8 protein-coding genes and 1 pseudogene are annotated in these 7,901 nt (G+C 68.2%); 7 read left to right on the forward strand and 2 right to left on the reverse strand.

Annotated elements, in window-relative coordinates; translation table 11 throughout:
• The 5 genes and pseudogenes from VIB55_RS15600 to VIB55_RS15620 all read left to right on the forward strand — a co-directional run.
• A partial coding sequence (locus tag VIB55_RS15600) for a hypothetical protein (protein WP_331877585.1) occupies window positions 1-856 on the forward strand: 856 nt, incomplete at its 5' end.
• A gap of 131 nt (window positions 857-987) precedes the next feature.
• Window positions 988-1,297, forward strand: a pseudogene (locus tag VIB55_RS15605) (nucleotidyltransferase family protein).
• Entirely contained in the window at window positions 1,287-1,634 is a 348-nt protein-coding gene (locus VIB55_RS15610) for a DUF86 domain-containing protein (RefSeq protein ID WP_331877587.1), read from the forward strand. The pseudogene VIB55_RS15605 and the gene VIB55_RS15610 overlap by 11 nt, the downstream one beginning before the upstream one ends.
• A 12-nt stretch (window positions 1,635-1,646) precedes the next feature.
• Window positions 1,647-3,044, forward strand: a complete 1,398-nt coding sequence (locus VIB55_RS15615) for an NAD-dependent succinate-semialdehyde dehydrogenase (protein WP_331877588.1) — start codon at window positions 1,647-1,649, stop codon at window positions 3,042-3,044.
• A gap of 100 nt (window positions 3,045-3,144) precedes the next feature.
• Window positions 3,145-3,516 carry an AAA family ATPase gene (locus VIB55_RS15620; RefSeq protein ID WP_331877593.1) on the forward strand — a complete coding sequence of 124 codons (372 nt, stop codon included), beginning with the start codon at window positions 3,145-3,147 and terminating at the stop codon, window positions 3,514-3,516.
• Here VIB55_RS15620 and VIB55_RS15625 read toward each other — a convergent pair.
• Complete coding sequence (locus VIB55_RS15625; protein WP_331877589.1) at window positions 3,474-4,058, reverse strand: Uma2 family endonuclease; 585 nt, start codon at window positions 4,056-4,058, stop codon at window positions 3,474-3,476. The genes VIB55_RS15620 and VIB55_RS15625 overlap by 43 nt on opposite strands.
• A 224-nt stretch (window positions 4,059-4,282) precedes the next feature.
• Window positions 4,283-5,515, reverse strand: a complete 1,233-nt coding sequence (gene ispG / locus VIB55_RS15630; RefSeq protein WP_331877590.1) for a flavodoxin-dependent (E)-4-hydroxy-3-methylbut-2-enyl-diphosphate synthase — start codon at window positions 5,513-5,515, stop codon at window positions 4,283-4,285.
• A gap of 168 nt (window positions 5,516-5,683) precedes the next feature.
• On the opposite strand from ispG, the gene VIB55_RS15635 reads away from it, so the two are divergent.
• Window positions 5,684-6,568 carry a hypothetical protein gene (locus VIB55_RS15635; protein ID WP_331877591.1) on the forward strand — a complete coding sequence of 295 codons (885 nt, stop codon included), beginning with the start codon at window positions 5,684-5,686 and terminating at the stop codon, window positions 6,566-6,568.
• Between the two features lie 88 nt (window positions 6,569-6,656).
• On the forward strand, window positions 6,657-7,808 hold the full coding sequence (locus VIB55_RS15640) for a M20/M25/M40 family metallo-hydrolase (protein WP_331877592.1): 1,152 nt from the start codon (window positions 6,657-6,659) through the stop codon (window positions 7,806-7,808).
• The last annotated feature ends 93 nt before the right edge of the window (window positions 7,809-7,901 follow it).

Below are 7,901 nucleotides of genomic sequence, written 5' to 3' on the forward strand. Positions count from 1 at the left end.
GTCGCTCACGGAGCCGTCCGGCGCGGAGCCGATCGAGGTGGGCCGGCGAGACCGGGAGCGCCGCGTGTTCTGCGGCGTGGAGACTAGTCGCGTGGACCTGCCGTTCGTGGACTGCGCGGTCGCGTGGCTCCGGTCGCCGGGAAACACGGCATGGATCGGCGAAGCGGTCGCGGCCGAGGAAGAAGTCTTCCGCGCGATTTCCCGCCGGGTGCCGTTCACCGTGCCGCGCGCCATCGGTCCGGGCCGCTGCCCTGAGACAGAGGCGGCGGGAGTCCTGTACGTTCCGCCGTTCGGGGCACGCGTGGACGAGAGCCCGCCGATGGAAACCTGGCTCCGCGCCAGCTATGGCCGGGCGCTGCTGGGGGCGGCGGCGCGCCTATGGACGCGGGTGAACAAGGCCGGCTACGCGCTGGGCGTGTATCACCTGGACGCGATGGTGTTCCGGACGGGGTGGAGCCCTCCCGGCGGCGTCCCCACCGCACACGCCGTCGCCAGCGACGCGCCGTACGCCTGCGCGCTGGGCCAGTACTACCGCCGTCCCCCCGCGGACCCGCTGTACCTGCCGCGGTACACGAGCCTGGGCGGCCACGTTCTTCCCCCTGCGGTCGCGGAAGGCGAGGTGGCACTCCCCGAGACCGAGGCGCAGGCGTTCGCGCTCCTTGCGCTCGACGTACTGGCCAGTCGCCCGCTGCCGCTCTCGCCCGTGACGCCCGCGGTGGAACTCGCCGCCATGCTGCCGGACTTCGAGAACCACTTCGTCCAGCCGGCGCTGGTCCGTCCCCTCGCCGATGCCCTCATCTCCCACGACGCCGCCAAACGGATCGTTGAATGGATCGCGGTCCTCGCCCAGCGCTGAACATCGCCACAATTCCAATCATCCACGTGCCCGGCGCAGATTGTGAGGCGCCGGGCACAGCTTTTGTGCGGGAACGGCCGTGCGTATCATGAAGGCGAGGAGCAAGCGTTGCGCACACCTGGAGCCGCAGCATGCCGAGCAGGCTGGAACTGAACATCGCGGTGCCGAGGCCGGAGCTGGGCGCGTTCTGCCGCCGCAATCACGTTCGAAAGCTTTCGTTCTTCGGCTCGGTGCTGCGCGACGACTTCGGGCCGGAGAGCGACGTCGACGTCCTGGTGGAGTTCGAGCCGGGCCACACGATCGGCTATTTCGGCCTTTCCGATGGAACTGGAGCTTTCGGCGATGCTGGGCCGCACAGTGGACCTGCGCACGCCTCCTGAGTTGAGCCGGTACTTCCGTCATGAGGTCGTTCAGCACGCGGAGGTCTGCTTTGCGGATTGAGGATGCCGTGCGGCTCCGCCACATGCTCGACGGCTCGCGCGAGGCGATCGAGTTTCTTGGGTCCACCAGCCGCGACGCGTTGGCGGATGATCGCATGCGAGCCTACGCGGTGGTACGTGCAATCGAAGTCGTCGGCGAGGCCGCTTCGAAGGTCGCCGCCGAAACGCGCGCGGCGCATCCCGGTGTGCCGCGGTCCGTAATCACCGCGATGCGCAATCGCCTGATCCACGGATACTTCGACATCGATTACCAGCGGGTTTGGGATACCACGCGCGCCGACCTGCCGGTACTGATCGAGGAACTGGAGAGGATTCTCGCCTCCGATCCCCCCGCCTGAACGGATCTGGGCATGCCCATCGCGAGCATCAACCCGGCAACGGGCGAAACGTTGAAGACCTTCGACGCGTTGACGCCGGAGGAGATCGAACGGAAGCTGGCGCTCGCCGAGCAGGCCTTCCGCGCGCACCGGCGCACGCCCATGCGCGAGCGGGCGGAGCGGATGGCGCGCGCGGCCGAGGTGCTGGAGGCCGACAAGGACCGCTTCGCCCGCCTGATGACGACGGAGATGGGAAAACCCCTCGCCGCGGCCGTCGCCGAGATAGAGAAGTGCGCCTGGGTGTGCCGCTACTACGCCGAGCATGCCGAGGAGATGCTGCGTCCCCGCCCCGTGGACGTCGGTGATGCGCGGGCCGAGATCCACTTTCTGCCGCTGGGGGCCGTGCTGGCGATCATGCCGTGGAATTTCCCTTTCTGGCAGGTCTTCCGCTTCGCCGCGCCGGGGCTGATGGCCGGCAACGTGGGCCTGCTGAAGCACGCCTCCAACGTGCCCCAGTGCGCGCTTGCGATCGAAGAGGTGTTCCGCCGCGCCGGCTTCGATGAAGGCGTGTTCACGACGTTGCTCGTCGGCTCCGAGGCCGTCGGGAGCCTGCTGGACGATCCCCGTGTCGCCGCCGCCACGCTCACCGGCAGCACCCCGGCGGGGAGCAGCGTCGCCGAACGCGCGGGACGAAACCTCAAGAAAACCGTGCTGGAGCTGGGCGGCAGCGACGCGTTCGTGGTGATGCCCAGCGCCGACCTGGACGCGGCAGCGAAGACGGCAGCCAAGGCGCGCTGCATCAACAACGGCCAGTCGTGCATCGCGGCCAAGCGCTTCATCGTCCACGACGCGGTGGCGGACGAGTTCGAGCGGCTCTTCGTCCACGCGATGGAGGCGCTCAAGGTGGGCGATCCCATGCACTCGGCCACGGACATCGGCCCGCTGGCGACGCAGTCCATCCGCGACGAGGTGGCCGGCCAGGTTCGCGCCGCCGTCGCTGCGGGCGCGCGCGTTCTCACCGGCGGGCACCCGCTGGACGGCACCGGCTTCTTCTATCCGCCGACCATCCTGACTGACATCCCGCGCGATGCGCCGGCGTACTACGAAGAGGTGTTCGGCCCCGTGGCGCTGCTGTTCCGCGTGCCGGACCTGGACGCGGCGATCTCGACGGCCAACGACTCGCCTTTCGGCCTGGGGAGCAGCGTGTGGACGCGGGACGACGGCGAGCGCGCCCGCTTCATCGCCGAGATCGAGGCGGGGATGACGTACGTCAACGCGATGGTCGCTTCCGATCCCCGGCTGCCGTTCGGTGGCGTCAAGCAGTCCGGCTACGGGCGCGAGCTGGCCGAGTTAGGCATCCACGAGTTCGTGAACATCAAGTCCGTGTGGATGCAGGACACGGCGCCCGGCGACCTCGCCGCGGCCGAGTAGCATGGAGGCCGTGATCCTGGTGGGGATCCAGGCGTCGTGAAAGTCGACGTTCTACAAGCAGCGCTTCTTCGATACGCACGTCCGCATCAGCCGCGACCTGCTGCGGACCAAGAACCGCGAAGCGCTGCTGATGGACGCCTGCATCCGCGCGAAGCAGCCGTTCGTCATGGACAACACCAACCCGCTCGCCGAAGAGCGGGCCCGCTACATCCTCCCCGCCCGCGCCGCGCGCTTTCGCGTAGTCTGCTACTTCTTCCGCACGGAGACGCGAGCCGCCATCGCGCGCAACAACAAGCGTGAGGGCAGGGCCAGAATTCCCATCCCCGGCATCCTGGGCACCTACAAGAAGCTCGAGGAGCCCCGCCCCGAAGAGGGCTTCGACGAGATCTACCTCGTCACCCTCACGCCCGAGGACGAGTTCGTCCTCGCTCAGCTATTCCCCGGGCCCTCGGACACATCCAACCTGGAATAGATCTCCTGGACCGGGATGGCGCATCCAACCGAGTTCAGCATCAAGGTATCGTCCACGCCAGTGATCTCCGTCAGCGTCCACATGTCGCCCTGCCGGCGCCAGTGCTCGATAAAGACGCAGTCTTGCGCGATGAACAGCACCTCGAGGAGTGAATCGATCTTCCTGTAGTGAACGAACTTGTCCCCACGATCGTACGATGCGGTGCTGGGAGAGAGCACCTCGACGACCAAGCCGGGATTCAACAGGATATCGACTTCCCGGTCCTCGAACTTCGGCTCGTCGCAGACCGCCACCACGTCGGGATACACGTACCTCGACGGAGTGACTTTCACCCGCATCGTATTCGAGTACACCTCGCACGGGCGCCCATCGAAGCAGTTGCCGAACATGCGCACCAGATTCGAAACGGTGACGCTGTGAGGACGCGAGTTTCCGCTCATGGCGACCAGGCGGCCGTCGATGTACTCGCTCCTGAATTCGGCGTTGCGGTCCAGCGCGAGGTACTCCTCGGGCGTGTATCGGTCGAAAGCTGCTGCTGACATGGCACCCCTTCGGCTAGAGTTGCGCCGAGTGTAAGGTCACGTTTCGCAACCGCACAACCCTCTTTTCGTTACAGCGCCACAACTCCGCCAGCAGCCGAACATAGGTGTATGCCCTATGTCTTCTTACGGAAGGGTCCACCAACCCTTTGAGGCAACAGACGGAGGGCGCGGGAAACCGTCCCGCGCCCTCCGCGTCCTCCGCGCCTCCGCGTGACCGAAGCAGTTCAGACGAGCGCGGCCTCGCGGGACGGATAGTGCGATGTCACATAGTCGTCCAGGATGCGCTTGAACTCGTCGGCGATGTGGTCGCCCTTGAGCGTGGTGAAGTGCTCGCCATCCACGTACACCGGCGCCTTGGGCTCTTCGAAGGTGCCGGGGAGCGAAATGCCGAGGTTTGCGTGCTTGCTCTCGCCGGGGCCGTTCACCACGCACCCCATCACCGCCACCTTCATCTCCTCGACCCCCGGGTGCGAATCGCGCCACACCGGCATCTGATCGCGAAGGTACGTCTGAATGCTTTCCGCCAGCTGCTGGAAGTACGTGGAGGTGGTGCGCCCGCACCCCGGACAGCTGGTGACCTGCGGCGTGAACGAGCGCAGCTCCAGCGACTGCAGGATCTGCTGGGCCACGTGCACCTCTTCCGTGCGGTCGCCCCCGGGCTTGGGCGTCAGCGACACGCGGATGGTGTCGCCGATGCCTTCCTGCAGCAGGATGGAGAGACCCGCGGTAGACGCCACCACGCCCTTGGTGCCCATGCCCGCCTCGGTGAGACCCAGGTGCAGGGGATAGTCGGAGCGGGGCGCCAGCTTGCGGTACACGGCCACCAGGTCCGGCACGCCGCTGACCTTGGCGGAAAGGATGATGCGGTCGTGCGGCAGCCCCAGCCGCTCGGCCGCCGCGGCGGAGCGCATGGCGCTCTCCACCATGGCGTCCATCATCACGTCCTTGGCGCCCACGGGCGCGGACGAGCGGGCGTTCTCGTCCATCATCTCCGTCAGCAGCGCCTGGTCCAGCGAGCCCCAGTTGACGCCGATGCGCACCGGCTTGCCGAACTCCAGGGCGCGGTCGATGATGGCGGCGAAGTTCTCGTCGTGCCGCTTGGCGCCCACGTTGCCGGGGTTGATGCGGTACTTGGCCAGCGCCCGCGCGGTGTCGGGATACTTGTGGAGCAGCAGGTGGCCGTTGTAGTGGAAGTCGCCCACGATGGGCACCTCCACCCCCCGCGCGTGCAGGAACTCCACGATGTGCGGCACCGCCCGCGCGGACTCTTCGTTGTTCACCGTCACGCGCACGATCTGGCTGCCCGCGCGCCACAGGGCGGCCACCTGGCGAACGGTACCCTCGATGTCGGCGGTGTCGGTGTTGGTCATGGACTGCACCACCACGGGGGCGGCGCTGCCCACGGGCACGCCCCCCACGTTCACCATCACCGTCGGTCTGCGGCGGAAGATCTGCATGTTGTTTGCTGCCGGTCGGTTGCGGTCGAAGCACGAATCTAACCTCATTGCGCCCCGTCCGAAATCCGCCCGTACAAACGTTTGCATGCCCGCGGCGGGACCGCTACACTTCACGCCGCCTCTCCGGCACGTCCGCCGACCTGACCCTCCGCTTCCTCGTCCAAGCCGATGATTCCATCGATCTTTCGATTTACTCCTTCCCTGTTTGCGCTCGCCCTGGCCCTTGCCGCGGCGGCCACCCTGCCGGACCGCGCCGCCGCCCAGGGCAGCGACACCGTTGCCGTGGCCCAGGACACCGTTTACGAAGTGCGCCTCACGGACGGATCGGTGCTGTACGGACGGATCGTCGAGAGCACCGACGAGCGGGTGGTGATCCGGACCGAGTCCGGCGCCATGATCACCCTGGAACGCGCGCAGATCGCGTCGATGCAGCGCACTCGCGGACGGGTGATCCAGGGCCGCGTGTGGCACCAAGACCCCAACGCCACACGCCTGTTCTTTGGCCCCACGGGGCGCGCGGTCGGTGCCGGACGGGGCTATCTGGGCGTGTACGAGGTGGTCCTGCCCTTCGTTACCTACGGGGTTACCGACCAGTTCAGCATTTCGGCGGGAACGCCGGTCATCCCCGGCGCGATGGGCGAGATCTTTTACATCGCGCCCAAGTTCACGCTCGTCGAAACCGACCAGATGGCGGTGGCGGCAGGCGTGCTGGCCGGCAGCACCGGCGACGAAACGGCCGGAGTCCTCTACGGCGTGGGAACCTTTGGTGATCGCGACCAGGCCGCCAGCCTCGGCGTCGGGTTCGGGTTCAGCAATGGCGATCTCGACGGCCAGCCCGTGGTGATGGCGGGCGGTGAGCTGCGGGTGGGCCGCCAAACCAAGCTGATCACGGAGAACTACTTCTCGCCAGGGCAGTCCGAGGTGATCGGTTCGGCCGGGGTGCGCTTCTTCGGCGAGCGGCTCTCCGCGGACTTCGGGATCTTCACCAACTTCAATGCCGAGTGCGAAGGCCTCTGCTTCCTTCCGCTCGTGAACTTCGTCTACAGCTTCTGACGCGCCCACGCGGTACGAGGTACATTGCGAGCGGGGCGGCCAGGCCGTCCCGCTCGCTTCGTTCTGGACTGGATTCAGGGAGACGCGGATGACCATCGACAACGACGACCTGGTACGCACGCTGGCGGAGCTGGTGCGCATCAACTCCATCAACCCGGCCTTCAGCGGCGGCACGACGGATGAGCGCCTGGTGGCGGGATACGTCGCCCGGCGGATGGAAGCGCTGGGGATGGAGGTCCAGTCCCACGAGGCCGCGCCGGGACGGGTCAGCGTCGTCGGCCGGCTGCGCGGCGCGGGCGGCGGGCGCTCGCTGATGCTGTACGCGCACCACGACACCGTGGGCATCGAGGGGATGCCGAACCCGTGGAGCGCCGAGGTGCGCGACGGGCGGATGTACGGCCGCGGCGCCTACGACATGAAGTGCGGTCTGGCCGCGTGCCTTGCCGCGGTGCAGGCGATCACCCGGGCGGGCGCGCCGCTGGCGGGCGACCTGCTGATCGCGTCCGTGGCCGACGAGGAGGAGGCCAGCACGGGGATGGCGCAGGTGCTGCGCCACCACACGGCCGACGCCGCGGTGCTCACCGAGCCCACCGAGCTGGCGATGGTGGTCGGGCACCGGGGGTTCTGCTGGCTGGAGGTAGAGGTGATCGGGCGGGCGGCGCACGGCAGCGCCTTCCGCGAGGGGATCGACGCCAACCTGCGGATGGGCCGCGTTCTCGCGCGGCTGGAGACGCTGGGAGAGCGCCTGGTCGCCTCGCCGGCGCACCCGGTCGTCGGCCCGCCCTCGCTGCACGCGGCCACGCTGCACGGCGGCACCGGGCTCACCACGTACGCCGCGCGCTGCGTGCTGCAGATCGAGCGGCGCACCGTCCCCGGAGAGACGGAGGCGCAGGTCGTGGGCGAGGTGCAGGCGATTCTCGACGAACTGGCCGCCGCCGACCCCGCCTTCCAGGCGACGGTGCGCCCCCTGCTCACTCGCGGACCGTGGGCGGCGCGCGACGACTCGCCGATCGCCGCCGCGGTGGAGTCTGCGGCGGCGGAGGTCCTGGGCCACGCTCCGGCCAGAACCGGCGCGCCGTACTGGATGGACGCCGCGCTGATGGGCGAAGCGGGGATCGACGCCGTCGTGCTGGGCCCCACCGGCGCCGGTGCCCACGCCGCCGAGGAGTGGGTAGACCTGGAGTCGGTACGGCAGACAGCGGAGATCCTGGCGAAGACGGCCGTGGAATTCTGCCGATGACCGTCCGGGCGGCAGCTACCGCCCGACCCGCCGGGAAAAAGACGAGGCCCCGCACCTCTGCTCGAAGTGCGGGGCCTTTCCTCTGGAATCGAC

Origin of the sequence: Longimicrobium sp., assembly GCF_036554565.1 — a bacterium.
In the GTDB taxonomy this organism is placed as follows: domain Bacteria; phylum Gemmatimonadota; class Gemmatimonadetes; order Longimicrobiales; family Longimicrobiaceae; genus Longimicrobium.

Coding starts and splice junctions, on each gene's coding strand:
- VIB55_RS15615 (WP_331877588.1), top strand. CDS start 1,647: ATGCCCATCGCGAGCATCAACCCGGCAACGGGCGAAACGTTGAAGACC.
- VIB55_RS15625 (WP_331877589.1), bottom strand. CDS start 4,058: ATGTCAGCAGCAGCTTTCGACCGATACACGCCCGAGGAGTACCTCGCG.
- ispG (WP_331877590.1), bottom strand. CDS start 5,515: ATGCAGATCTTCCGCCGCAGACCGACGGTGATGGTGAACGTGGGGGGC.
- VIB55_RS15635 (WP_331877591.1), top strand. CDS start 5,684: ATGATTCCATCGATCTTTCGATTTACTCCTTCCCTGTTTGCGCTCGCC.
- VIB55_RS15640 (WP_331877592.1), top strand. CDS start 6,657: ATGACCATCGACAACGACGACCTGGTACGCACGCTGGCGGAGCTGGTG.